Source organism: Prolixibacter sp. NT017 (assembly GCF_009617875.1).
Lineage (GTDB): Bacteria > Bacteroidota > Bacteroidia > Bacteroidales > Prolixibacteraceae > Prolixibacter.
Window position 1 is genome coordinate 3705498 of the sequence record NZ_BLAV01000001.1, and the last position, 26629, is coordinate 3732126.

Below are 26629 nucleotides of genomic sequence, written 5' to 3' on the forward strand. Positions count from 1 at the left end.
TTTAATTAATAATAACATTCCCCTCCCCGGAGTTCACCATTCACCAGTGAAACGAAATACCTATGAAGTATTTTTACCTTGTTGTCCTGCTTTTTTCTGCCCATACTATTTTAGCCAGCTCGTTACCACGACCGGTTGAATTGTCCGCCCCAATTTTGGTAAAAGACTGGCAAAACGGAAGAGCGGTGAACGTTACCCTGGAAATCGATACACTTTCTCCGACTCATTTTTTCCTGGAGATTGCCAAAATCGACGGCCAACTATTACGTCAGGTGCGTTTTTACGGGGCCGGAGAAAAGGTTTCTCTCGACAATCTCTCTCACAAGCTGAATAAGAAAAAAGTGGTAGAAGACGGTATTTTCAAACAATGGTACCCCAATGGCAACCTCTACTCGACGGAGACATTTCAAATGGGGGTTCGGGCCGGAATCAAAATAGTCTACCATTCTAACGGAGAAAAAGAATTCTATTGCGTTTACGATCCACCGGGGTTCATCTCCGAGCTTCATTCATATACCCGAACAGGCAAAGAGGTAAATGTGAATAAATACCTCGACAACAAAATTTATAGCAAAGTAGACCGGGAACCCCAATTCCCGAAAGGTGAAACAGCACTACGTCTGTACATCAACCAACATATCAACTACCCCGAAGAAGCTTTGAAAAAGGGGATCGTCGGCGAAGTTGTCGTTGCGTTTGTGGTCGACGAAAACGGACGAATTATCGACCCGGAGGTTGAAAAATCTCCCAGTCAGCTTCTTTCACAGGAAGCAATTCGTATGGTCAGCCACATGCCACGATGGCAGCCGGGGTTCCTGGCAGGTTATCCCGTCAAATCGCGAAAGACTGTTTCTATTATGTTCCGGGCTTTCTAACCTTCCCCAACCACAATTTCGTTAGCATCTAACTTGTTACATTTCTCCCGTAGTATTCATTGTTCATGCCGAATAAAAAAAGCAATGAACCGTAAGGAAGCACTGTCTGTTCAAACACTGAACAAACAAAAACCAGAAGATAATGCAGAACAGACAGATTATATTAAAGTCAAGGCCTGTTGGACGGCCAACCGGAGATAATTTTGAATTGAAAGAAATCGAAATACCAACTCCAGCCGAAGGAGAACTTTTGGTGAAATCACTCTACATTTCAGTCGATCCATACATGCGTGGCCGAATGAGCGACGCCAAGTCGTATGTCGAACCGTTCAAGGTAGGAGAACCGATTAACGGCGGTGCCGTAGCTGAAGTTGTAGAAAGTCGTCATGCTGGGTTCTCCAAAGGAGACGTCGTTGTTGGACGCCCGCTGGCCTGGCAGGAGTTGCAGGTTGTCCCAGCCGGAAACGTTAACAAAATTGACAAAAATGCGGCACCGCTAAGCTACTACCTGGGAATACTCGGTATGACAGGAATGACCGCTTATTTTGGATTACTCGATATTGGCAAACCGAAAAAAGGTGAAACTGTTGTAGTGTCAGGTGCGGCCGGAGCAGTTGGAACTGCCGTGGGACAGATTGCTCAAATTAAGGGTAGCCGTGTGGTCGGAATCGCCGGAAGTGATGAAAAACTTCGTTACCTGAAGGACGAACTCCATTTTGATGAGGTTATCAATTACCATGAAGAGAAGGAGATGGAAAAAGCAATTGCCGATGCGTGTCCCGACGGAGTTGACGTATACTTCGACAATGTGGGTGGCGAAATTTCAGATGCAGTGATGGCGAACATCAACAAATTTGCACGTATCCCAGTCTGTGGACAGATTTCACTCTACAATGCTACCAGTGTTCCGACCGGCCCTCGCATACAACCCACCATTCTCAAGAAAAGCGCGTTGATGCAAGGATTTATCATCAGCAACTACCTTGACCGTTTCCCGGAAGGAATAACCAAACTCACCGAATGGGTGAAAGAAGGGAAACTGAAACATCGCGAAACCGTTGTCAAAGGATTTGAGAAATTGCCGGAAGCTTTCATCGGACTATTCGACGGAGTGAATACCGGAAAATTAATTGTCGAAACAAAATAAAACCCCCAGGAAATAAGAATATGAATCCTAAATATGCTTCCCTTTGGGAACCGTTCCGTTTACCGGTTTCCGGAATTGATTTGAAAAACCGAATCATGATGGCCCCCATGACAACCTGGTCCGGCAACTCCGACGGCACCGTTTCGGACGCCGAAATTGAATACTACAAAAAACGCTCAGGCGGTGTTGGCGTAGTCGCTACTGCCTGCGCCTACGTCCAGCCCCAAGGCAAGGCATTTTCAGGCCAAATCGGGGTACATTCTGATGACATGCTTCCCAGCCTGAAACGGATTACCCAGACCATCCAGAAGGAAGGTGCCAAAGCAATTCTGCAAATCCATCACGGAGGAAGAATGTGTCCTCCCGGTGAAGTGCCGGACGGTCAACCCGTGAGTGCGAGCGCTGTTGCGGCCGAACGCGAAGGAGCTGTCGTTCCGCGGGCCATGACCGAAGAAGAAATTCTGGCCGCCATCAAAGCTTATGGGAATGCCACGCGACTGGCGATTCTCGCTGGCTTCGACGGGGTGGAAATTCATGGAGCCAACACGTATTTGATTCAGCAGTTCTTTTCACCGCACTCTAATCGACGGACCGACGAATGGGGCGGTACACTGGAAAAACGGATGAAATTTCCGCTGGCAGTAGTCGACGATGTTTTGAAAAATGTCAAGCAATACGCTACATCTCCTTTTGCGGTTGGTTACAGGCTTTCGCCCGAAGAGGTGGAAGAACCGGGAATTACCATCGAAGACACATTTCAACTAGTTGATGCCTTGGCTGAAAAGCCGTTGGACTACCTGCATATTTCGACACTCAATTTCTGGGGTGGTTCCATGCGTGATGAATCAGATGAATGCTCGCGCACCACGTTAATACAGGAACGCGTTGGCAACAAAATTCCGGTTATCGGAGTAGGTTCTCTTCACACCCCGGATGATGTACTGAAAGTCGTAGAAGAAGGGAACGTACCGCTGGTAGCGTTGGGACGTGAATTACTAATGGAACCGGAATGGGTACAGAAAGCTCAGAATGGTTCGGCAGACAAAATACGAACAACGCTTTCGGTTCACGACCAGGAAGAATTGGTGATTCCGGACAACCTGTGGCACGGTTTAATAACCCGTAAAGGCTGGTTGCCGGTTGTAGACAACGAATAAAAACGAATGGAGGGAGAACACATGTTTCCCCTCTTTTTATTTCTTGTAGTTCACGGAGCGCGGACTGAGCCAAGTTCCCCGGAAAGGTGCCAGGAAATAGTAGGCCAGCAAGCGGCGATACAAATGGGTGTACTGGTTTAACCGCCGAACGAAGAAAAACGGAAGTCCGAAAATGGCGGGTACTAATTTTCCCAGAAGGACACCTGTCATGACCACGAAATGCAGACCGGCAGCAGATAAACCGCGGTAGTGCCGCGAGAGATAAACGTGCCTGGAAATAATGACTTCCGATTTGGTTAGCGCCGTAACCCTCGGATTGATGCGCGTGGCTCCTCCGTGGTTGTGAATAATTGAAACGTGGTTATGCAAAGCCACTTTCCCCCCGGCATCGGTTGCTCGTTTGCACAAGTCGACATCTTCATAGTACAACCAGTAATCGTCATTCCAGCCGCCCAACTCTTCGAACTGCTGCTTCGAAATCATCACCACCGAACCGGAAACCCAATCCGGATAAATAATCTTCTTTTCAGACGAAAAACGCGCTGCCAACTCGGTTTTTTTCACTTTCCGGTAGACCGCACGCAATATTCCGCTTAGCGTGAATAACGTGGGAAAAAATCCAAAAGGGCGTTCTTCGCGACCGTCGCTGTTTTTCTGTCCGCAGGAAAGAATGGTTATTGGAGCTTCACGCCGAATAGTTGCCAGCAATTCCTTTACTGCTTCTTCTGACGCAACTGTGTCGGGATTCAGAAAGAGGAAATACTCACCGGTTGAAACGTTGGCTCCCAGGTTGCATCCGCTTGAAAAACCATTGTTACCACTATTCAGATGAAAACGGAACTCCGGAAATCGTTGTTGAAAAGCCTCCAACTTGCCATCATTCGAGCAGTTATCGACCACATTCACCTCGAAAGAGAATTCCTCTCCACTAAAGTTTTTTAGGGCTTCCAAGCAATTCTCCAAATGTTTCCACCCCCGGTAATTGACTATAATTATGGACAAATCAACCAAAGCACAACAGTTTGTTTGCGTCACGAAAATATAAATTTAACTCATTGAAGTTGGCAAGAATCTCACTTATTGACTTTTTCATGTACAAAAAACACTCATCTACTCTACATTCAGAAAGCTGACAATCTGTCCTTTGCCCTCAAATTTCAATTTATTATCCCCGGAAATGAGAGCGAATTATGGATTCTTTGTTTAAATTACGCCGTATTTTGTATCGAAGAGAAAGATGTATCGCAACCTTATTGCGTTATTGACCGTAGGCATTTTACTCACTGTATTGGGCATTGACACCAGTTGGGGTAATGAAAATCACACGGTTCGTCCGGAAACAAGTTCGCATTCCGGAACAATCTCTCACATCCTCTCACCATCCATTATTTTTGAAAGCGGTGTTACTGATTTTCCCGGAACGGAAAGTCAATCACTGCCGGTAATGGTCCGCCTTGCCGGGAACACCAAATCGACTTTTAACTTTCAAACTTTCCCGAATGCACTCCGCCAGCCTTTCATCACCCGGAAAAGGCCGATATACATCATGGTGAAGTGCCTTCGAAATTAGCGTGATCACATCATACGAATGGAGAAAAAGTCCCGGAGATGACCTTTCCGGGAAGAATATTGATGTATCGTTAATTGAAAAAAATAAAGAGATGGAAAAACAAGAAGTACAAAAGGAAAACAGTGCAGAAAACGGCAAAAAACATTTCAGCAAAGACATCATTTTAATGGTGGCTGTTATTGCCGGACTCATCATTGTTCTGGTAGTCATCAAACATTTGATGGGACTCCAGTAAAAACTCCGGTTTTTGATTAAAGCATAAAAAAGGCGCCATACAAACCGGCGCCTTTCTCTTTTGAAATAACTCTTTCAGTTATCTTTTCTCGTAGGGAGCGTGCTCTGGTTTCCCTTTGTAATCTTTCAATTTGTTATTTACCCATTCAATGGCCCGGTCGAGCTGCGGATCGTCTCCCTTCGCTTCTTCGGTCAGGTTTTCTTTCACAACAATGTCCGGGTCTACACCATGACCTTCCTTGAACCAGGAACCATCCGGGTTGTACATCCGGAAGGTTGGTATAGTTACATAACCTCCGTCAATCAATTCAGGGGCACCGGTAATTCCAATCAAACCACCCCAGGTACGGGTACCGATGAGCGGACCGAGTCCTGCCTTGCGGAAGAAGTCGGGGAATGCATCGCCACCGGAACCACTCCAGCCGTTAATCAACATAGCCTTCGGTCCGAAATTGCCTTTGGGTGGCCATGACCAGTCTTTTCCGTCGCGAACAGCCCAGTAAGCCAGATTCTTCCTGTTAAGTAATTCGATGAAGCGATCCGGAATTTGTCCGCCACTGTTGAAGCGCTCGTCGATAATCAGCCCCTCTTTATTCCACTGAGCCATATATTGACGAACCAGATCATTCTGACCATCAATTCCGGTACTGCGAACATAAATGTATCCGACTTTTCCATCGGTGGCTTTATCCACTTTTTCGCGTTTGGCTTCTATCCAGGCAAGGTTGCGCAACCGGCTCTCACTGCTTAATGTCTTCACAACAACTTTACGAGCCGTTTGCATATCCGGTTTACTGTTGACCATCAACTCGACAGTTTTATCAGCCAGCCCCTGGAAGGCTTCATAAGGCTCTTTGTCGGTGGTAATAGGACGTCCATTCACGCTCAGGATATAATCGCCCGCATGGACGTTCAAATCCGAAGCCAACAGCGGAGAACGAACTTCCGAATCCCATGGAGCTCCATTAATGATATTTTTGATCCGGTAATACTTACCATCTGCTTCCCAGTTAACACCCAGGTAACCGGTATTGGTCTTCTTAGCATTAGCCAGATCGCCACCACCACGGTAAGTATGCGATGAACTCAACTCGCCAATTAATTCGCCCAGCACATAATTCACATCCCAACGGGTAACGGCATCATCAAGTAATTTGCCGTACTTCACTTTCTGGGCGTTCCAGTCAACTCCGTGCATGTTCTTGTCGTAGAAGAAATCGCGTTCGAAACGCCATACATCATTAAATATTTGTCGCCATTCAGCGCGAGGATTTACGGTCATCACCATTTCATCCAATGGTAAGGCTTTTTCAAGCTTCTGTTCGGACTCCGGTTTGATGATGTACAGGTTGTCCCCTTTTCGTACCAACATTTTTTTGCCGTTGGCCGATAAACGGTAACCACTGGCATTGCTGACAACCGTTTTTTCTTCCCGTTTTTTCAGATCGTAGTATTTCACCGGATGCTCTGTCTCCTTGCCTGCATCAACTTCTGTCTGATAAAAGATTTTTCCTTTTTCAGCACTCAAACTTCTGTAATCGTTGGCATCCGGAGGAAGAATTGCCAGTCGTTCTTCGAAATTATCGAAATCGATACTGACCGATTTGACCTCTTTCCCGGCATCTTCCTTCTTATCCTTTTCTTCATCATCACCGTCTTCCTTTTTCGATAAATCGACCACATCGTTGCGTGGAGCTACGGCCGAAGGAACATCTTTCCGCAGCGGAATAGCGGCAATTTCTGTTGTTTTCGGGTAGATAAACGTATTATCCAAATCGCTGTATTGCGGTTTGAAAGAACGCCCAGTCAACAGGAACAGGTATTTTCCATCGGCACCAAAGACCGGGTTGTGGTCGTCATAATAACCACTCGTTACCTGATGTTTAGTTTTATTCTGGGTATCGTAGATGAAGATAGCATCGTTGCGATTGTCAAGTCCTCTGTCGTAAGTCAGCCAACGACTATCGGGCGACCAACTGCACGAGAAACTTTGCAGTGCTCCCTGGTACATCCAAAGTCCTTTGTCAACTGAAACTACCTTATTGGATGGGATATCGAAATAAGAAATATTCATTGCCTGATCGATGAAAGCAATTTTCTTGCTATCAGGTGACCAGTACAAGTGATAGCGATATCCGGAAGTAAAGTCTGTTACCTTCTTCGCCTCACCGGTGTCCACGTTCTTCAGCATCAAATTGTATTCGCCCGAAACGTCGCTCCAGTAAGCAATGGTCTTTCCATCGGGTGACCAGGCACCAAAGCGCTCTGCCGAACCGGAAGATTGTGTTAAATCGGAAACCACGCCATGCTCGGCAGGAACAGAAAACAAATCGCCGCGTGCCATCACCAACGCCCGTTTTCCATCCGGTGCAATATCTGCCGATTGCATCAGGTCTTTCACTTTCTCCTGCTTCGGCATTACTTCCAATTCATCCGTCACGACCTTGACATTCACTTCGTGGTATTGGTCATCTTTCAGATCCATCAGGTAAAGCTTCCCGTCTGCTTCAAAAACGATATCGTCAGGCCCGAGAGACGGAAAATGGACATCGTAATCGGTGAAGTGAGTCAACTGAGTCGATTTATCGGTAGCAATATCATACACCCAGATGTTGTATCGTTCTGCTTCGCCGCGGTCCGACAGGTAATAAACCTTGTTGCCGTGCCACATCGGAAATTCGTCACTGGCATCATCGCGGGTAATGTTTTTCGAACTGAAGTCTTTCAAATCGAAAATATAGATATCCGGAGCCCAGCCACCGCGATACCGCTTCCAGGTACGAAAAACACGCGACTTGTAGTTCAATGCGAGCTTCGTTCCATCGGGAGAATAGGAAGCAAAATCGCCGTAAGGCAACGGCAATTTCGTTGCTTCGCCACCGGTGGCTGCAATCGTGTATAGCTGGTTAAAGCGTTGTCTTTCGCTTTCACGGGAAGATGCAAACAGGACACTTTTCCCGTCGGGCGTCCACCCAACCGTTCTGTCGGTGCCACTGTCGAAAGTCAACCGTTTCGGGACTCCTCCCATTGTCGGAATCACGTAAACATCTTTGTTGTCGTCATAACTTGCCGAATAAGCTATTTTGCTGCCATCGGGCGAGAATTTGGCAAACAACTCTTCTCCTTTGGGAGAACTCAACCGGTGAGCAACTCCACCTTCTTTAGCAACGACCCATAAGTCGCCTGCATAGGAGAAAACGATGTTTTTTGCCGAGACATCGGGAAACCGAAACATTCGCGCATTTACCTGCGCACTTGATTGCAACACTGTGATGCAAAGAAACAGCACAGTGCCAATAAACGTGAATATTCTCATATCTTTATTATTTGGGTTATTAGACATTGGTAGTCGTAAATCATTACAGATCTCATGTAATCGATGCCTATGAAATGGTGGGAATCATAGCATCACACTCTATCCCAAACAACAAAACGGCTTTCCGGTTTTCTTCCCAAATCAAATATGCATGTAAAACATTTCCTTCTTCCGTCTCCCCGATCCAGTTCTCAAATCCGGATGTACTCCGTCAAATCGGATGTTAGAATCCGGAAAAGCTCATCCATCTGCTCACTCTTGGTTTGCGCAAATACAAAGCCGAACAATGGATAATTCCGGTAATCAACTTTTCTTACTTCCAATGGATTTCCAAAGTTTGTCAACAACTTCTCATAATCGAAAGACCGAATATCTGCGCCTTCTTTGCCGGTACTGTTATCGAGGACTACGACGCTGAAAACCTCGCCATCTTTCTCCGCCAGCAGTCTATCCCAATCCGGCTCTTTCTTTGAAAGGAAATAATCGTAAATATTAAAACCGTGTGCATGCCAGGCCAGGTCCGGCGTGGTACACCACCCACCAAAGCGCATCGGGTTTACCTCAATCGGAACGATACAGCCCACTTCATCAACCCGAACTTCGACGTGCGCTGCAAAATTCTGAACACCGGCAATCGTTCCCATCTCTTTCAGGAAACGCTTCATTGGTTTGAGATTAGACGAGGTAACCTCTTTGGAAGTGATGTAAACCCGGTCACTCATGTCCTTATCCGATGAAAAAAGGTGCTTCATAATGTTCAAAATAACCGGTTCTCCTTGGGCATTATAATAGCAATCGATGGCGTACTCTGTTCCCTCGATACTTGCCTCCGCGATAAAATCTGTCGAATCGAATACCTCCTTTGGATAAAGATGCTGTACAAGCTTTACCTCTTCAGTTATCTTTTCAACAATGCCGGGCCACTCATCCGTTTTATCGACTTTATAAACTCCCATGCTAAAGAAGCCCACCGCGGGTTTAATGATGAATGGAAAAGAAAAGCCCGACACATCAGTTGTAGCCAATTCCCCGAAAGGAATGCTTTGGAAAAAGTAATCGGGAAACAGGGGACGAAGTAATTCGCGAAATCGAACTTTATTTTTGAAAAGATTTATCTTGCCGGGCAAACTGGTAAATGAAAGATGTTCTTCGATCCAGTGAATTGAATTTTCGGAATTGGTATAAATCAGTTGCTCCGGATTTCGCTTCATCCGTTGAACGGCCTCTTCTACTGAAATGGTAGGTTGTTCTTCCTCAGCGAAAACTCCTGCTGAAAAAGAATTACGAATTACGGGTATCCGGCACTCTTTAATGGTTTGTTTGAGAAAATCTGAAACGTAAGGTCCTTCTAATAAAATCATTATAAATTCTGATTTAGTAATGGCATGCAACTTCAAATTACTGAAAAACGAATGTACTCTTTTCCTTAGAGAATTAATGTGCTAAATATTACGTAAGCAGAAATTATCAAGCACCCCCGGCCTCTTGTCAATAGGCTATTTTCACGAAAAATAAAAGAGAATTATACACCCAACTTTATTTTAGATTGATTCCAATCTTTGAATATCAAATTCGGACACCCAAGTCTTTATATTTCTGAAATACACATTTTAAGCAAGCCTGATTTATAAAGGGATACAAAAGCTTATCAAACCGAACGAAATTTCAGTATATATAGCTTTGTCTATATATGCTTCTAAACATTTGGATGTTTTAGTATTTATACATCTTGATGTAAGTATAAGTTTGTATTTTTCAGCACTCTGAACCACAAAATCATTTAAATATGAAAAATCGCCTATCAAAAAGTCTTTTATTAGGACTTGTTTTTTTGTTGGGAAGCGGAGCGGCATTTGCCACGGATGGTTATTTTAGCCCTGGATATGGAACCATCAGTAGCGGCTTTGCCGGCGCTGGAACAGCATTTTACGAAACATCATTAATTGGAGGTAACCCTGCTGGGAACGTATTTAACTCAAGTGAATTGAGTTTTGGTATTGGTTTGTTTAATCCGAACCGTCAATATACCATCACTGGTAGTCCTTCAGGCTATCAGGGTACTTTTGGTCTTACTCCGGGTACCGTAAAAAGTGATTCGAAGCTTTTTATTATGCCGAACATCGGTAAAAACTGGAAGCTGAATGAAAACAACGCTTTAACGCTGTCGATTTACGGAAACGGTGGTATGAACACCAACTATCCGACGCAGACATTCTACGACCAGAACTCTGATCACACAGGCGTCAACCTGATGCAGATGTATGTGGATCTGGCTTATTCATTCAAACTGGGTGAAAAACACAGTTTGGGTATTTCGGCTTTGCTGGGAGCGCAATCATTTGAAGCTAAAGGTTTGGCTTCTTTCGCCCCCTTCTCAACAGATGCTGCTAAACTGAGTGGAAACGGAACAGACTATTCGGCCGGCGTTGGTTTCAAAGTTGGTTATATGGGTGAGTTGTTCAACGGTTTCTGGTTGGGCGCCAAGTACCAGTCAAAAATCTATATGGGAGCATTCAAAGATTATGCTGGCCTGTTTGCTGAGCAGGGAAAATTTGAAATTCCCTCGAACTGGAGCGTAGGTGTTGCCTACCATCTTTGCAGTGATTTTACTGTATTGGCTGATGTAAAACAAATCAATTACACCAGCTCAAAATCAGTTTCCAACCCGATGATGACCGCTACTGGAATGAATCCACTGGGATCAGACAACGGTGCCGGCTTTGGCTGGAAAGATATGACCATCTACAAAGTTGGTTTCAATTACACAGGTATTGACACCTGGACTTTGCGTGCAGGTTATTCATACGGAAAACAACCGATTCCTGCCAGCGAAGTCATGTTCAACATCCTGGCCCCGGCTGTTAACGAAAGTCATATTGCACTTGGATTTTCCAAGAAAATCAACGAGAAAGGTAATGCTCTGAATTTCGCCTTCAATTACGCATTGAATAATAAAGTTTCTGGTCCGAACCCTATGGAAGTTCCGGGTCAGCAGACAATCGAATTAGAGATGAATCAACTCTATTTCGAAATCGGTTTTACCTTTTAATGCCTACTTAACTACAGTAACAATCGCGGATTAGACACCGCATTAAAAACCCCGGATTGCTGCACCTACGTAATCCGGGGTTTATTTTTCTAGTCAGGATATCTTACTCACCGCTGGATTGAGAATGATGTTTCCTTCCCCACAGTCCTTCCATTTCCTCCAGTGTTCTTCCTTTGGTTTCCGGAACGACTTTCCACATAAACACTGCGGCCAAAATTCCCATGATTCCGTAAATCCAATAGGCGAATCCGTGGTGGAACGTATTGGTTAGTGCAGTCGAATCATTCATAATCGGAAAAGTCCACGATACAATGAGGTTTGCCACCCATTGTGCCGCTACTGCTATGGACATCGCACCACGAATGGAGTTGGGAAAAATCTCTGCCAACATTACCCAGGCAACTGGTCCCCACGAAACGGCAAATGATGCGGTGTAGAGCAACATGAATATCAGCGCTGCAATTCCCACGTTACCGATATAAAACATCAAACCTAATGCGAGCATCGAGAAGGCCATTCCAACGGCACCGATAATCATCAACGGTTTACGTCCCAGTTTGTCAACCGTTAAAATTGCTACTACCGTAAAAGTCAAATTAACGGCCCCAACAATAATGGTTTGCAACAGCGATGTATCGGTTCCCGAGCCCATGTTCCGGAAAATCTCCGGTGCATAGTAAAGAACCACGTTGATGCCGACGAACTGCTGGAAAATGGAGATAAACACACCGATGATAATCACCAAGCCTCCAAAAGAGAGCCAGGGTGCTTTTCGTTCAACCAGTGTCTTCTTAATATCTTGCAAAACAGACTTTGACTGACTCACTCCCACCAGTCGATTCAATACCTTTTCCGCCTGAGCATCCTTGTCCGCCATCACCAGGTAGCGTGGCGATTCCGGAACGATAAACAAAAGGAAGAAGAATAATCCTGCCGGGATGGTTTCAGAAGCAAACATCCATCGCCACCCGATGGTATCGAGCCAGGTATCGTTTCCCTGACTGGCAATGGCGTAATTCACAAAATAAACTACCAACATTCCGAAAATGATAGCAAACTGGTTCCATGATACTAACTTTCCGCGAATGCCAGCCGGAGCAATCTCGGCAATGTACATCGGCACAATCATCGATGCCAGACCAACGCCGATACCGCCCACGACGCGATAGAAGATAAACGAACTCACCAGTTCAAAACCCAGGAAGTTCATCTTATCAGGAATCGCAGAGCCGATAGCAGACAAAGTAAACAGGAAAGCTGCCAGCATCATTCCGTTGCGACGGCCAAGCGTTTGACTGATGTAGCCTCCCAGCGATCCACCTATGATACAGCCCACCAGCGCACTGGAAATCGTAAAGCCGTTAATAGCGTTTGCCATTCCCTCCGTCAGCTCGTTGGGTTGTGCCCAAAAACGGAAATACCAAATCAGGATAGCAACAATGGCTAATACAGCCATGTAAATTCCTCCCTTTTTGCTTCCGTAAAGCTTCACCAGGAAACTGCCCAGTAGCACCGCAACGATAACCAGACATAGCGAAACGATAAATTTGTATTCCAGAATCACTTGTGCGGCAAGAGCCGGATCTGAATATAAAGGAGTGATAAAAAAGCTCTTGAGTGCTCCGGTTGCCCCGGAAATAACAGCCGTGTCATATCCAAATAACAGCCCTCCAAGTGTGGCAACCAGGGTGAGTGCAAAAATATATGTCGCACTTCCTTTATTACTTTTCATACGTTGAATAATTATTGGTTTAGATTCTCTCTAATGTCTCAGTCTACAGAGATTCCGGCGGTTGGTGCCACAACTCTGCTTCAACCCGACATTTCTGTTTACACCGAAAGTGTTGGCAGTATTAAACCTGAAAACCTGTTTCCAATGAGACCTCTTCATTCCTCTCCTCCTGTCCGGGAAAGGAAGAAGAGAATCTCAATACTTTGGAAAACAGGAACAGTCCAAATTATATGCTGATTAAATGTACCAGTTGATCATCTGCTCAAATAGCTCTTGCTTGCCGCTGATTTGCTCGGGTTCGCCCACTTCACTGGCGACTTCACGCAACTGTTCGAGGGTTAGTTTACCAGCCTCGAATTCGGCTCCTTTACCGCTATCGAATGAAGCATAACGTTGTTTACGACGCTCCAGATAATCGCTTTCGTTCAGAATTTTATCCGCGATAATCAGACCACGGGCAAAAGTGTCCATACCGGAAACGTGAGCAATGAAGATGTCTTCCAGGTCGGTAGAATTACGACGCAGTTTTGCATCGAAGTTGATACCACCGTTGGTAAATCCACCTGCCTGAATAATTTCCATCATGGCTTCGGTTACCTCGTAAATGTTGGTTGGAAATTCATCGGTATCCCAGCCGTTCTGGTAATCACCTTTGTTAGCATCGATAGATCCCAGCATGTTGGCATCGGCAGCCATTCTTAACTCGTGTGTAAATGAATGACCAGCCAGCGTAGCATGGTTTACCTCGATATTAAGTTTGAAGTCTTTATCAAGATTGTGCTGACGCAGGAATCCGATAACCGTTTGCGAATCGTAGTCGTACTGATGCTTGGTCGGTTCCATCGGCTTGGGCTCAATCAGGAAGGTACCTTCAAAGCCATTCTTGCGGGCATAATCACGAGCCATCGTGAGAAATTGTCCTAAATGATCCAGTTCGCGGCGGGTATCCGTATTGTGGAGACTCATATAACCTTCGCGTCCGCCCCAGAATACATAGTTGGTTCCACCCAATTCGATGGTCGCATCAATTGCATTCTTAATCTGTGTTGCCACATTTGTCAATACATTGAAATCCGGGTTTGTGGCTGCACCATTCATGTAACGTGGGTTGCTGAATACGTTGGCAGTACCCCAAAGCAGCTTAACACCAGAAGCTTCCTGCTTGGCTTTCATTTCCGGAAGCAGCTGCGCCAGTCGTTTTTCAATTTCGAAAACAGAACCGTCCCCTACCAGGTCGGTATCGTGAAAGCAGTAAAACGGGGCATTTATTTTGGTAATAAACTCAAATGCTGCATCCAGTTTTTCGCGGGCCACATCCATTGGGTTCTGCGCGGTTGCCCATGGGAAAACTTTCGTTCCGGGACCGAATGGATCACCACCTTCGCCGCAGAACGTGTGCCAGTAAGCAACAGCAAAACGCAAGTGCTCTTTCAGTGTTTTTCCGGCTACGACACGATTCTCATCATACCATTTAAATGCCAGCGGATTACGTGAATCCGGTCCTTCAAATTTAACCTGCCCGATTTCGGGAAAATAAGCTTTCTTTCCTTTTAAAATTTCCATGATTATTTGATTAAAGGTCTGTAAACGTTATATAATTGAATTGCTTTAAATAAATCGATTCAGTGTATCTAACCATTTTTGATAGGCCGCTTCCGTTGCTTCGACTTTGCTCTGGTCCGGCTCAACTACTTCCAACCTTTTCAACCCGCTGAAAGCTTCTTCAAAACCGGAATAGTAACCGGCCCCGATGCCCGCTCCACGCGCAGCCCCAACTGAGCCATCGGTATTGTACAACTCGATGGTAGCACCGGAGATATTGGCCAGTGTTTCACGGAAGACCGGACTGAGGAACATGTTGGCTTTACCGGCCCGAATGACTTTCGCATCAATGCCCATCTCTTTCATGATGTCCATTCCGTATCGGAAAGAGAATACGATGCCTTCCTGCGCTGCACGGAACAGGTGCCTGCGATCGTGGATATTGAAATTCAGTCCGCTGATTTGTGCTCCGATTTCTTTGTTTTCCAGCACGCGTTCAGCTCCGTTTCCAAAAGGAAGAACAGAAACACCGTCGGAACCAACCGGAACCTGCGCCGCCAAATCATTCATTTCAGGATACGATAAGGTTTCATTCCCCACATGGCGGTTCAACCAAGAATTAAGGATACCGGTACCGTTGATGCAAAGGAGTACTCCCAGGCGGTTAGCTGTTTCCGAATGGTTCACGTGTGCAAAGCTATTCACACGCGAAAGCGGATCATATTTCACCGTATCGCTCACGCCGTACACAACCCCCGATGTTCCGGCTGTCGTAGCGATTTCCCCAGGCTGCAACACATTTAGCGAAAGCGCATTGTTAGGCTGATCGCCGGCACGATATGCTACGGGAATACCGGCCTTGATGCCCAACTCTTTTGCGGCTTTATCGGTCACCAATCCCTGAATACCGAATGTGGGAACCAATTCAGCTGCCAGATTATCCTGAAAACCAAATTCCTTCATCAGCATTTCCGAAAGCCCGTTTTCACGGAAGTTCCAGAAAATTCCTTCCGACAGGCCGGAAATCGTTGTTCTTACTTCCCCGGTCATTTTCATACCAATGTAATCACCGGGCAGCATAAACTTATCGATGCGACCGAACAGTTCCGGTTCGTTCTCCTTCACCCACTTTAGCTTGGCAGCCGTAAAGTTTCCGGGGGAGTTCAGCAAATCGGCCAAGCAACGCTCTTCACCGAGCTTCTCAAACGCATTCTGCCCAATTTCCGAAGCCCGGCTGTCGCACCAAATAATAGAAGGCCGTAATACTTCCTGATGCTTATCTACCAATACCAGGCCGTGCATCTGGTAGGAAATCCCGATAGCACCAATGGCGTTGGCAGACACATTACCAACTTGCATCGCTTCCTGTGTTGCCAGTTTCAGATTCTCCCACCAACCCGATGGCTCTTGTTCGGCCCATCCCGCCTGCTTAGCGGTAATAGCCATTTCCTTTTTCGGATAAAAAGCCGAACTGACGATTTCGCCGGTTTCTCCGTTTAAAATGGAAGCTTTTACAGACGAGCTTCCTACATCAAATCCCAGTAGATACATTTGTTATGATTGTTTTCTTGGTTTGTCATTACTATTCTGTTCTGTTATGTTTACCTACAATGATTCCCGAATGACCAGGTGGGTTGGAATCACCCTATCGAGCTTTTCATCGCCGGTTACAAAACCCGCAGCCGCTTCTCCCATCTTTACAAAATCGGTTGAAATAACCGTAATGCCTCCCATCACAAACTCTTTCATCGGGGTATCGTTATAGGACAAGATTCCAATATCTCTTCCCAACTGGAACTTCTTGCTGCGCACCTGCTTTAACAAGCTCCCCAGGTCAATATCCTCAAATACCAGATAGGCCCTTCCGACGGTCATCTCCAATTTCTTAACCTCTTTTACAACCGAAAATCGTAGACCTTTCTCCCTACAAAATCGCTCAATCGCCTCCACTGAATCGTAAGGGTGATACGTATATTCCGGATATACACACACAATTTCTTCGTACTTCTGCAGAAGATGTTGGCCTTCTTCCAGACACTGAGTGACTGAATCGCCAAAATCCTGGTAAACACGAGAGTGTTCCGATCCGGCATTTATCTTCCAGTCGATAACCAGCAGCCTGTCAGCTGGTATTTTCTTAATAATGCGGGATACATCAGGATGGTCGAAATTCATGACAATGTAGGTATTGTACTTACCTACACTGTTTTGGATAATACTCTCAAAAACATTGATGTTGTAGTGATGAAAATTCACATCGACCACGATATCTTCCGGAAGCGACTCTTTGAAAGATGAATACAAAACCTCCTTATAAGCCTTGAATGTATCGAGAAACAGAAACACACGCTGTTGATTGCTGGCCACGAAATATCCCTTATTAGGAATGGCTTCGACAATCCCCCGCTTTTTGAGCTCAGCATATGCTTTAAATACCGTATCCCGCGACATCGACGACTCCTTAATCAACTGATTCACCGACGGCAGGGCATCTCCTTCCTGTAAAGCTTTGCGGTTAATGGCATCAATCACAGCATCAACTAACTGCTGAAATTTCAGCACAGTCGAATCAGGATTCGGTGTAAACGAAAATTCATTCATAGGTTGAAATTTCACAACATCCATTCTGTTCTGTTGTGTTCTGCTAAATTAGATCAAATTTTCTTTCGAAAGCACAGATCAAAACATTTTTTACAGCATATATCGAAAACGGAATGTGGTAAAATTGGCTCAACCGCCTTTATTTACCTGAATAGATAAGAAATGTTAAAACCTCAGCACCAGTATAATTATATGTAAACAAACGGTCGGTTTCAGTCGTTTTCACATAAAGACGTCCCTACTTTAACCATCATGTCCTACTAAAAACCTTCAATCATGAAAACGAAAGCAATCATTCTGACGATTTTGATATCAGCAGGCATTCACCTGACTGCAAAAGCGCAGGAAAATGAGACCGATGGGAAAAAACCGGTGTTTGTTACCGGCATTGTATTTGACAGGAAAGAGATGAAGCCTCTTCCGGAAACGGTATTCATGGTGAACCATCAAAATAGTTCGATCACCGACGACGATGGGAAGTTTTCGTTCTGGGGCTCGCCGGGCGACACTATCACCGCCAGGTATGTAGGATACAAAGAGGTAAACATGGTTGTTCCGGATACCTTATCCGCTTCGGAATACCTGATGGGAGTTTTCATGTCACCCGATACCGTGCAGATTAAAGAGGTTATTATTTTCCCAAGAAACTACAACCTGATGAGTGAAATGAAGCAATTGCCGGTGGATGAGAAAAATCTGATGAATGCTCAACAGAATGTTGACTTGGGAACGGTTCAGGGATTGACCCGATCGCCAAAAACGTATGATGCTGACATGAATACCCGGAATACCATGCGAAAATACCAGATGCAGGCGGAATATAAAGGATTGAAAGTAAGTCCGGCAAACAGTGTGGGCATCTCAACCGGAACCATTACTCCGTCGAACTTTCTTTACGGAAAACCGATTCTTCACAAGGGAAAACTGAAAAAACAGGTCATTTCGAACAACGAACAAGACGTAGTTATTGGACGGTACCAGGCATATCTTGCCAAAAAGTGGAAAAAATATGATGAGATAAAGAAGGAAAAACAAAAAGAGGTGAATCCGAATTAATCATTCGTCATATTATCGATACACAAAAAAAGACCGCTCAGTGAATTGAACGGTCTTTCTTGTTTTTGGGAACCTATTTTGTCAACCGCGGACAAACAGAGCCTTGATGATCAACCATGCCATGTTCGGATTTTCTTTCAAACGGCGGGTTGAATAACCAAACCACTCCACTCCATAAGGTACGTAAACCCTCATGCGATGACCGGCACTCATGATGCGGCTGCGCAAATCAGGCGTTACTCCATACAACATCTGGAATTCGTATTTGTCCTTAGGTGTATTGTATTTCTCGAGTAATTCGAATGCTTTATCAACGAGATATTTGTCATGCGTAGCAATACCAACATAAATCCCGTTTTGCAACATGTACTCCAAATCCTCTAAATAGTGATCGCGAACTTCCTGGTATTTCTTGTAGGCAACTTCAACCGGCTCGACATAAATACCTTTGCACAACCGGAAATTCAGCGGAGCTTCTTCGGAATGCATATCCATCAGGTCGCGAACATCACTCAGCGTGCGACGCATATACGACTGAACAACCAATCCTACACGGGTAGGAAATTCAGCTTTCAACCGACGGAAAATCTCAACTTCAGCGTCTGTGCAGGTGGAATCTTCCATGTCTACCCGGATAAAGGAATCACACTCATCCGCTGCGGCAACAATTTCACGGATATTCTGGTAACAACTCTCCTTGTCGAGCAACAAGCCGAACATCGACGGTTTTACCGAGAAATTACCATCAATCTTCTCGTCGGTAAACCGCTTGATAAGCTCGATATACTGTTTCTTGTTCTCAGTGGCTTCTGATAATTCTTTGATATACTCACCCAAAATATCAACAGTCACCATGGTCTGTTCAGCATTCAGTTTTCTCGATTCCCGAAGTGCATCTTCAATATTTTCACCAGCAATGTAACGTTTGGAGAAAATCCAGACCAACTTTTTAGGCATGTAAGGCAGGATTCCTGCTATCATTTTATTGAACATAGTCGTAATAGTACTAGTTAGAAATTTTTACTCTTTTTCATCAAGAGGTAAAAGTAGTAAACGCAAAAGGCCCGATTTATGACGTTTATCAAGAGTAAGGGCTAATTTATTTCATGAATTATCAGAAATTGGTTTTCGCAGCCAACAAAATTTAAGGCGCATCCTTTGTGCATTCAGCAATTCGGTTATATTTGTCATTCCTAATTCCATACAAACAATCATTTTACGATTCATATGAAAAATAACTCTACACTCATTCATGTTATTTTGGCACTGGCTGTTATTGGCCTCTATGTATTATACTTTACAGGAAATAAAAAAGGCCAGTCAGACCAGGCAACCACTGAAACACAAACGGGAAATGAACCAGTTAAGGTGGCATTTGTAAAACTCGACTCTGTGTTGGTCAACTACGATTTGGCAAAAGAATTAAACGATAACTTCAAGAGTAAGCAGGATGCCTACACAAATGAGTATGGCCAAAAACGAATCAACTTTGAGAAACAGGCCAACGCTTTCCAGGAAAAACTGAAGCGCGGTGGTTTCCTCACTCAGGAACGCGCCATGCAGGAACGCAACCGCCTTATAGGTATGCAGCAGGATATTCAAAAACTGGACAACGATCTTTCCAGCAAATTACAATCCATGCAACAGGAAATCAATCAGCAAATAATTGATAGTATTTCCAACTATGTGAAAATTTACAATGCTGATAAGAAATACGATTTGATTTTCAGCAATGCCAATCTTCTGGAAGGTTCCGATCAGCACAACATCACCCGCGAAGTGATTACTGCGCTGAACAAGCGTTACCACAGTTCGAAAAAGTAAGACCCGATTATACGATATAACTTGAAAGCCCTGCAAAATCAGGGCTTTTTTTAGCATTATGCATAGCTTCGATTCCTATCTGAAAAAAAATGCCGGTTTTCCGCCGTTCATTACCGAAAAGCCGGAAGACCAACTCTCGTGTTGCGTGGTAATTCCTTGCTACCGCGAACCGGAATTGTTCAAAACCCTGGAATCGTTGTTGTCGGCGACACCGCCCTCTCTCCCAACCGAAGTCATTGTGGTGGTTAACTCACCCGAAGCGGCTCCTTCTGATGCCCTTGAAATTAACCAACAAACTATCGCTCAATTTCAATCCTGGAAACAGAGAACTCCTTCCGGGAAGATTAGCTTCAAACTTATTCACATCCCGGAACTCAGGAAAAAATGGGCCGGAGCAGGTTGGGCACGCAAAATTGGCATGGATGAAGCTATTCATCGATTTAACCTTGCGGGGAATGAAAATGGAATCATCGTTTCGCTGGATGCAGATTGTCGCGTATCGCCCAACTATTTTACGGCGATTGAAGAAGCTTTTCAGAGTTGTTCCAAATGCCAGCTCTTCACTGTCGGATTCGAACACGACCTGCAAGAACCCGGTCTGGATTCCGGCCTCCGAGACGGAATTACCCGGTACGAATTGTACATGCGTTACTACCGGCATGCCATGCAACTAACCGGTTATCCAAATGCCATTTATACGGTAGGTTCAGCGTTCGCTGTACGGGCCGGAGCCTGCGTAAAACAAGGCGGCATGAACCGCAAAAAAGCAGGAGAAGACTTTTACTTCCTGCACAAAGTCGTTCAGCTGGGAACGTTCGGGGAAATCAGTGAAGCGCTGGTTTTTCCAGGAATCCGAACCTCCGACCGGGTACCGTTTGGAACCGGACCAAAATTGGCTCAATTCCTTTCCGGGGAAGATTCCATGGAAACGACTTATTCCTTTCGGGCTTTTGAAGAGCTGCAGCCTTTCTTCCGAAAAGTAAATGAACTCTACCACCTGGATCAGCAGCAACTTGCTGGAACAATCGATAGTCTTCCAGCTCCGCTTCGACGGTTTTTGATGCAGTCCGGAGCTACCGATGTGATACTTGAATTGCAGTCCAACTGCTCCGGTGATAGCATTTTTGCCAGACGTTTTTTTCATCGGTTTAACGCCTTCTGGATACTGAAGTATCTGAACTTTGTGCACGAAGAGGATTACAAACCGGAATTGTTGCTGAAAGCCGCCCGGCAACTGTTGCAGGCAAAGGGCATCGAAAGCGCAGCATCCTCCGATTATTCTACACTTCTTCATATTTTCAGAAATATAGATTACTCAAATCATATTTGAACTATCTTTGCACCAGAGAAAAGAGATGTTATGGTTTTAGTAAAGGTAATTTTACTGGCCGTTGCTCTTGTTTCCCTGGCTTTCTTCGGGTTAGCCTTACAAATTGTTCTTAAAAAGAATGGGAAATTTCCGGACACGCATGTCGGACATAACCGCGAAATGAAAAAGCGTGGTATTGTTTGTGCTAAAACATTCGACCGGATAGAGCAGGCAAAAGTAAAGAAGGAACAGAAGCTTAAAAACCTGAAGCTCGCGAAGTAAACGGTATATAGCTTTGAAATAATCACACCGGAGGAATCGGGTGATTATTTTTGACTTCATTTAAGACCTTTTTATCTCTTTTATTATTACTTTTGAAGCACAAAACGTTAATGCTATGTTGAAATTGTTTTTACTTGTTTTGGGCATGATCAGCTTCGTATTTTTTGCTTTGGGATTGCGTTTTCTCAAAACAAAAAAGGAAGTCACCGACCCGACTCTGGCCGACCTGAGAACAGGTACCGGTTGCGGTTGTGGTGGCGGAAGCTGCGGTGTCAGTACCGATTCATCGTGCCATACCGATTTATAATAATCAACGACTTTAATCAGAAAAAGCCGGTCTACTTATCGTAGCGCCGGCTTTTTTATGATCATTAATTTCTTCTGATTAGAAACGCGATTCTACAACGTCCCAATCCAGAACTTTCCAAAATTCTTCGATGTACGCGGGACGAAGGTTTTGCTTATCAAGATAGTAAGCATGTTCCCACACATCGCAAGTTAACAACGGTGTTTTGCCATCGCGCAGCGGGTTGCCAGCATTGGCAGTCTGGACAATTTCCAGCTTGCCATCAGCATTTTTTACTAACCAGGCCCAACCCGATCCGAAAAGTGTAGCGGCAGCGTTGCTAAATTTTTCCTTGAAGTCTTCCAATGAACCAAAATCACGCTCGATAGCCGATTTCAGTGCTCCTTCCGGTGCTGTTTTGGGTGAGCCCGAAAGCTGGAAAAAGTAGAAAGTATGATTCCAAACCTGTGCTCCGTTGTTAAAAATACCGCCCTCGCTCTTCTTAATAATCTCTTCGAGATCGGCATTTTCAAAAGGGCTTCCGGGAACTAATCCGTTCAGTTTGTTTACATACCCCTGGTGATGTTTTCCGTAATGAAATTCAAGGGTTTTCTTACTAATGTGTGGTTCAAGCGCATCGAGTGCGTACGGCAATTTGGGTAATTCGAATGCCATGATAAATTTATTTTAAAGGTTAATGATGATTTTTACTGCAAGAACGAACGAAGATCGAAATTTGTTCGCTCTTTTCATGGTAAACTACCCCTAAAAGCAAAAAAAAGCCGGAGCATCACCTCCGGCTTCTCAAACCAAAAAATCAATTAACCTTTAAAACGTCTATCAACCTCGTCCCAGTTGATAACTTTCCAAAAAGCTTCGATGTATTCGGGACGCTTGTTCTGATACTTCAGATAATAAGCGTGTTCCCATACATCTATACCTAAAATGGGAGTTCCTTTCACATCAGAAACATCCATGAGCGGATTGTCCTGATTCGGTGTGGATTCCACCTTTAGTTCGTTTCCATCCTTCAGTAGCCATGCCCAGCCCGAACCGAAACGTCCGGCTGCTGATTTTGAAAATACATCCTTGAATGCTTCGAGTGAACCGAAAGCAGCGTTAATTGCTTCTGCCAATTCACCTTTAGGCTCTGAACTTCCACCCGGTTGCATTACATCCCAATACAGGTTGTGGTTGTAGAACCCACCTGCGTTGTTACGCACAGCCGCCGGAAATTTTGATACTACCGATAAAACTTCTTCAATGGTTTTACCGTCCAATTCGGTACCTTCAATGGCGTTATTCAACTTACTGGTATACCCTGCATGGTGCTTCGTGTAGTGAATTTCCATGGTGCGGGCATCAATGTATGGCTCAAGAGCCGTATAATCGTATTTAAGTTCTGGTTGAATAAAACTCATATCACTTATGGTTTTTAGTAGTTCAATGTTTTTCAAAAGTAATCTTTATTTGGATTTGTTCCAAATTAAAATAAAAACTTTTTTGTCCTTTTTCTTCAAATTATTTTTGAGGGCTGAATATGAACCATTAAGCATTAAAACCGCAACACCTTGAACCGTAAAATTCTTCACCTCGCCCTCCCCAACATTGTTAGCAACATCACCGTTCCTCTGTTGGGACTGGTTGATATGACCCTGATGGGACACCTCGGATCGGCGGTTTATATCGGCGCCATCTCGCTTGGCGGCGTTATTTTCAACTTTTTGTACTGGATGTTTGCCTTCCTGAGAATGGGAACCAGCGGATTCACGGCTCAGGCAACCGGGCGGAAAGACTGGAAAGAGAGTGAACTGATCCTGGGACGATCTTTTGCTCTGGCGTTGTTTTTCGGCGTTATGCTAATCATTCTTCAAGTCCCAATCGAATGGGTTAGCTTCCGTATCCTGGGAGGAAGCGAAGAAGTCAAGCAATTGGCCAGTCAGTATTTTTATATCCGAATCTGGGCTGCACCCGCTACCATTGGCCTCTATAGCCTGAACGGCTGGTTCATCGGGATGCAGAATGCCAAAGTACCCATGACGGTAGCTATTATTATTAATGTAGCCAACATCATCTTCAGTGTCTTGTTTGTGTTTGCTTTCGGAATGAAGTCCGACGGAGTAGCCCTTGGAACCGTTCTTTCGCAATACATGGGCCTGTTTCTTTCGCTTTGGTTTGCCCGGAAAAAATTCGGTGCCCCGCTATCGCGCCTTTCGAAGAAGCAGGTTCTCGATATAAAAGCATTACGGATTTTCATGCTGGTGAACAGCGATATTTTCATCCGGACGCTTTGCATCATCGGTGTTTTCACCTTCTTCACCTCGAAATCGGCCGGAATGAACAACACGGTTCTGGCTGTCAATTCGCTGTTACTTCAGTTTTTCATGTTCTTCTCCTTTTTCATGGATGGATTTGCTTATGCCGGTGAAGCTCTGGCAGGGAAATACTTTGGAGCCGGAAGTAAAGCCAAACTCAAAAAGGTGACTCAGCTGCTGTTTCTTTGGGGTACTTCCTTGGCGATTGTGTTCTCTCTTATCTACCTCTTTGCCGGCAACCAGATTGTTGCCCTGTTGACCGACCAGGCTTCGCTCAGAGAAGCAGCCAGACCTTTTATCTGGTGGACAGCATTGGTTCCCATCAGCGGATTTGCCGCCTTTATCTGGGACGGCATTTACATTGGGGCTACCGCTTCGAAAGGAATGCGCAATAGTATGTTGGCAGCAACCTTTCTGCTGTTCGTTCCTGGCTTCCTGTTGTTCAAAGATTCCATGAGAAACGACGCCCTGTGGCTGGCGATGATTCTTTTTGTCTTTGGACGCGGGTTATTCCAAACCATCCTGGCAAAAAGGGCAATTTTCAACCGCATAACATAAAAAAGCCCGCCAACCGGCGAGCTTTTGTTTTATCTGCAATTTCTGATTTTCAATAATTGAAACTACTTCCTCCCAGAAATTCGCGCAATACCGAAGTAGGTGGTATTTCCTGCGATGAGATTGGATAAAAGTAGGAAATGAATACCAGCAACCGAACGGCTTCGGCATATTCTGGTGCGTTCTCTGGTACAAGCTCGAGCAGATGTTCTGCATACCGTTTCAAAACACCCAATTCATAAATCAGGGCCGAATTAAACATCACATCGGCATTTTCCTGGTAAGGAAAAATATGTGTATCCTCTCCCCTTCGAACACTCGGCCAGCGTTGAATAGTCGTCCGGGCATCGTAGCCGCGGTATTTACTGTCGCGAATAATGCGCCTCAACAACCGGTTGTCCGTCGTGGGAATATAGGTGTGCTCATCAATCGATATCTGGGTCAGCGCCGAGATGAAAATTTTAAAGGTTCGCCCGCTGTCGATTCCGGGAACCAGCCCCGGATTCAAGCCATGGATGCCTTCGATGATGAGAATGCTGTTCTCCTCCAGTTTCAGCATCTCCCCTTTGAATACCCGCTCCCCGCTATGGAAATCGAACACCGGACGTTCAACGGTTTCGCCGTTCATCAATTTGGTTAGAAACTCATTGAAATACGCAATATCGATGGCTTCCAACGCTTCGAAATCATAATCGCCTGACTCGTCTCTGGGAGTGTGTTCCCTGTCCACAAAGAAGTCATCCAGGGAGATAGAAATCGGGCGCATTCCAACAACAGCCAGTTGAATTCCTAAGCGCTTGCTGAAGGTTGTCTTACCCGAACTCGACGGCCCGGCAATCAGTACCAGATTCACCTTATTGCGGCGGGCATAAATCTGGTTCGCAATCTCTACAATTTTCTTTTCATGAAGCGCCTCCGATATCTTGATGATTTCGCCGGCTCGTTTTTGCCGAACTTTCTCATTCAAACCGGCAATATCTTCTATCCTAAGAATTCCGGCCCACTCCTTGTGCTCGCGAAATATTTCGAAAAGTTTTTCCTGGCGGATTACCGGTTCCAACTCACCCGGGGAATCCGGATTGGGAACCCGCAACAAAAGTCCTTCATAATATTTCTCTAACCCAAAATGCTTCAAATAACCTGTAGAAGGCAATACGTGACCATAGAAAAAGTCACGCCTTTCGGCCAGGCACAAAAGTGGCGCATAGATACGGCCGTACTCTTTGAAGAGTTCCGCTTTGCGGTGCAAACCTTCTTGCTCAAAGATTTTGACAGCCTCTTCGGTCAGTACCCTTTTTCGGGATATCGGTAAATCTTTGTCGATCAACTCATGCATTTCCTCCCGAAGTGTCCACACATCCTGGTCGGTCAGCGGCCTTCCTAAATTCTCTATTTCACAGTAATAGCCTTTCGAAATAGCGTGGTCGATTTTCAATTGCGCCTCAGGCCAGATATTCCGCATTGCCACGTACAAAACAAACGATAGCGACCGAAGATACATTCGCTGCCCATCAGTGTTGCTGTAATCGAAGAATTCTATCTTCTTCGGCTTGACCAACTCAAAATCGAGTGGTTTTACACGGTGGTTCACGTAAGCTCCCAAAATAGGAGACGGTAATGAGACTTCCATACTACCGGCTATTTCGCCGAGTGTGGTTCCCAGTGGGAAGTTGCATAGCTTTCCACTGTTTTCGCATTGCAATTCAATATCTCTTACCATAAAAAAGGCTGTTTTCTAATGAATGGGTGCATCAAGTTAACGCATTTTGTTCAATTGCA

Annotated in this window: 23 protein-coding genes; 12 read left to right on the forward strand and 11 right to left on the reverse strand. The window is 45.0% G+C overall.

Annotated elements, in window-relative coordinates:
- Window positions 1-62 precede the first annotated feature (62 nt).
- The 3 genes from GJU87_RS15475 (at window position 63) to GJU87_RS15485 (ending at window position 3179) form a co-directional block, all read left to right on the forward strand.
- Window positions 63-875 (forward strand): TonB family protein, encoded by an 813-nt coding sequence (locus GJU87_RS15475; protein WP_153640317.1) that lies wholly within the window; start codon window positions 63-65, stop codon window positions 873-875.
- 142 nt (window positions 876-1017) lie between these two features.
- A complete protein-coding gene (locus GJU87_RS15480; RefSeq protein WP_153640318.1) occupies window positions 1018-2022 on the forward strand; it encodes an NADP-dependent oxidoreductase in 1005 nt (334 codons plus the stop codon).
- A gap of 20 nt (window positions 2023-2042) precedes the next feature.
- On the forward strand, window positions 2043-3179 hold the full coding sequence (locus GJU87_RS15485; RefSeq protein WP_153640319.1) for an NADH-dependent flavin oxidoreductase: 1137 nt from the start codon (window positions 2043-2045) through the stop codon (window positions 3177-3179).
- A 36-nt stretch (window positions 3180-3215) separates the two neighbouring features.
- Here GJU87_RS15485 and GJU87_RS15490 read toward each other — a convergent pair whose 3' ends face one another.
- Window positions 3216-4214, reverse strand: a complete 999-nt coding sequence (locus GJU87_RS15490; RefSeq protein WP_194831551.1) for a glycosyltransferase — start codon at window positions 4212-4214, stop codon at window positions 3216-3218.
- 202 nt (window positions 4215-4416) lie between these two features.
- Between GJU87_RS15490 and GJU87_RS15495 the strand changes: the two genes are divergently transcribed.
- Window positions 4417-4749 (forward strand): hypothetical protein, encoded by a 333-nt coding sequence (locus GJU87_RS15495; RefSeq protein WP_153640321.1) that lies wholly within the window; start codon window positions 4417-4419, stop codon window positions 4747-4749.
- 91 nt (window positions 4750-4840) lie between these two features.
- A complete protein-coding gene (locus tag GJU87_RS15500) occupies window positions 4841-4984 on the forward strand; it encodes a hypothetical protein (protein ID WP_153640322.1) in 144 nt (47 codons plus the stop codon).
- 78 nt (window positions 4985-5062) lie between these two features.
- Here the strand turns inward: GJU87_RS15500 and GJU87_RS15505 are convergent, their stop codons facing one another.
- Entirely contained in the window at window positions 5063-8299 is a 3237-nt protein-coding gene (locus tag GJU87_RS15505; protein ID WP_153640323.1) for a S41 family peptidase, read from the reverse strand.
- Window positions 8300-8490: 191 nt separating this feature from the next.
- Window positions 8491-9660, reverse strand: coding sequence for an ATP-grasp domain-containing protein (locus GJU87_RS15510; protein ID WP_153640324.1), 1170 nt, complete (start codon window positions 9658-9660; stop codon window positions 8491-8493).
- Between the two features lie 425 nt (window positions 9661-10085).
- Between GJU87_RS15510 and GJU87_RS15515 the strand changes: the two genes are divergently transcribed.
- Window positions 10086-11348 carry an OmpP1/FadL family transporter gene (locus GJU87_RS15515; RefSeq protein ID WP_153640325.1) on the forward strand — a complete coding sequence of 421 codons (1263 nt, stop codon included), beginning with the start codon at window positions 10086-10088 and terminating at the stop codon, window positions 11346-11348.
- Window positions 11349-11451: 103 nt separating this feature from the next.
- Here the strand turns inward: GJU87_RS15515 and xylE are convergent, their stop codons facing one another.
- The 4 genes from xylE to GJU87_RS15535 form a co-directional block, all read right to left on the reverse strand.
- Window positions 11452-13080: a D-xylose transporter XylE gene (gene xylE / locus GJU87_RS15520; RefSeq protein WP_153640326.1), complete on the reverse strand. Its 1629-nt coding sequence runs from the start codon at window positions 13078-13080 to the stop codon at window positions 11452-11454.
- 237 nt (window positions 13081-13317) lie between these two features.
- Window positions 13318-14643, reverse strand: a complete 1326-nt coding sequence (gene xylA, locus GJU87_RS15525) for a xylose isomerase (RefSeq protein WP_153640327.1) — start codon at window positions 14641-14643, stop codon at window positions 13318-13320.
- Window positions 14644-14688: 45 nt separating this feature from the next.
- Window positions 14689-16173 carry a xylulokinase gene (locus GJU87_RS15530; protein WP_153640328.1) on the reverse strand — a complete coding sequence of 495 codons (1485 nt, stop codon included), beginning with the start codon at window positions 16171-16173 and terminating at the stop codon, window positions 14689-14691.
- Between the two features lie 54 nt (window positions 16174-16227).
- Window positions 16228-17223, reverse strand: a complete 996-nt coding sequence (locus GJU87_RS15535) for a GntR family transcriptional regulator (protein ID WP_153640329.1) — start codon at window positions 17221-17223, stop codon at window positions 16228-16230.
- A 276-nt stretch (window positions 17224-17499) separates the two neighbouring features.
- Between GJU87_RS15535 and GJU87_RS15540 the strand changes: the two genes are divergently transcribed.
- A complete protein-coding gene (locus GJU87_RS15540) occupies window positions 17500-18279 on the forward strand; it encodes a carboxypeptidase-like regulatory domain-containing protein (RefSeq protein ID WP_153640330.1) in 780 nt (259 codons plus the stop codon).
- A gap of 81 nt (window positions 18280-18360) precedes the next feature.
- Here the strand turns inward: GJU87_RS15540 and GJU87_RS15545 are convergent, their stop codons facing one another.
- On the reverse strand, window positions 18361-19236 hold the full coding sequence (locus GJU87_RS15545) for a proline dehydrogenase family protein (RefSeq protein ID WP_228492017.1): 876 nt from the start codon (window positions 19234-19236) through the stop codon (window positions 18361-18363).
- Window positions 19237-19506: 270 nt separating this feature from the next.
- On the opposite strand from GJU87_RS15545, the gene GJU87_RS15550 reads away from it, so the two are divergent.
- From GJU87_RS15550 to GJU87_RS15565, 4 genes are all read left to right on the forward strand, one after another.
- Window positions 19507-20103 carry an OmpH family outer membrane protein gene (locus GJU87_RS15550; RefSeq protein ID WP_106540444.1) on the forward strand — a complete coding sequence of 199 codons (597 nt, stop codon included), beginning with the start codon at window positions 19507-19509 and terminating at the stop codon, window positions 20101-20103.
- 58 nt (window positions 20104-20161) lie between these two features.
- Window positions 20162-21433: a glycosyltransferase family 2 protein gene (locus GJU87_RS15555; RefSeq protein ID WP_153640331.1), complete on the forward strand. Its 1272-nt coding sequence runs from the start codon at window positions 20162-20164 to the stop codon at window positions 21431-21433.
- Between the two features lie 30 nt (window positions 21434-21463).
- Window positions 21464-21694, forward strand: coding sequence for a hypothetical protein (locus tag GJU87_RS15560; RefSeq protein WP_153640332.1), 231 nt, complete (start codon window positions 21464-21466; stop codon window positions 21692-21694).
- A gap of 115 nt (window positions 21695-21809) precedes the next feature.
- Complete coding sequence (locus GJU87_RS15565; RefSeq protein WP_106540447.1) at window positions 21810-22001, forward strand: hypothetical protein; 192 nt, start codon at window positions 21810-21812, stop codon at window positions 21999-22001.
- 78 nt (window positions 22002-22079) lie between these two features.
- Here the strand turns inward: GJU87_RS15565 and GJU87_RS15570 are convergent, their stop codons facing one another.
- Window positions 22080-22655 (reverse strand): superoxide dismutase, encoded by a 576-nt coding sequence (locus tag GJU87_RS15570; RefSeq protein WP_153640333.1) that lies wholly within the window; start codon window positions 22653-22655, stop codon window positions 22080-22082.
- A gap of 146 nt (window positions 22656-22801) precedes the next feature.
- Window positions 22802-23401, reverse strand: a complete 600-nt coding sequence (locus GJU87_RS15575) for a superoxide dismutase (RefSeq protein ID WP_153640334.1) — start codon at window positions 23399-23401, stop codon at window positions 22802-22804.
- 150 nt (window positions 23402-23551) lie between these two features.
- Here GJU87_RS15575 and GJU87_RS15580 point away from each other — a divergent pair, with 150 nt between their 5' ends.
- Window positions 23552-24853, forward strand: coding sequence for an MATE family efflux transporter (locus GJU87_RS15580; protein WP_153640335.1), 1302 nt, complete (start codon window positions 23552-23554; stop codon window positions 24851-24853).
- A gap of 49 nt (window positions 24854-24902) precedes the next feature.
- On the opposite strand, the gene GJU87_RS15585 is transcribed toward GJU87_RS15580, so the two are convergent.
- Window positions 24903-26570, reverse strand: a complete 1668-nt coding sequence (locus GJU87_RS15585) for a nucleoside kinase (protein WP_153640336.1) — start codon at window positions 26568-26570, stop codon at window positions 24903-24905.
- Window positions 26571-26629: the final 59 nt, after the last annotated feature.